Below are 281 nucleotides of genomic sequence, written 5' to 3'. Positions count from 1 at the left end.
CGAAATTTGGCTGAATATCGTTGTTTTCATTTGGCTTCTCCCCGTCTCTTATTAGCTTTTAAATGCGCCCCAAGATGCTTGAAGGGTCTGTTCTATTTTTTTCAATGCTTGTTCAGGATTGCTCAAGCTCAGCTCGGTCAGACCTGCGTTCAGGGCCTCCCATACATAGATCATGAAGGGGTGCGTTGGCATAGGTTGTGTTTGATCCAAAAGCGACAAAATCATCTTTTTGTTAGGCGCAGCAGAGGCAGCTAGACGGTTCAGCACCTCTTCCTGAGCCG

At 47.0% G+C, this 281-nt stretch carries 1 pseudogene; it reads right to left on the bottom strand.

Annotated features, from left to right (window positions below):
• Nucleotides 1–51: 51 nt before the first annotated feature.
• A pseudogene (locus CA600_RS30720) lies at nt 52–281 on the bottom strand (sugar ABC transporter substrate-binding protein); the annotation flags it as partial.

Source organism: Paenibacillus sp. VTT E-133280 (genome assembly GCF_002264385.1).
Taxonomy (GTDB): domain Bacteria; phylum Bacillota; class Bacilli; order Paenibacillales; family Paenibacillaceae; genus Paenibacillus_AQ; species Paenibacillus_AQ nitricinens.
This window is presented reverse-complemented; position numbering and strand designations above follow the sequence as displayed.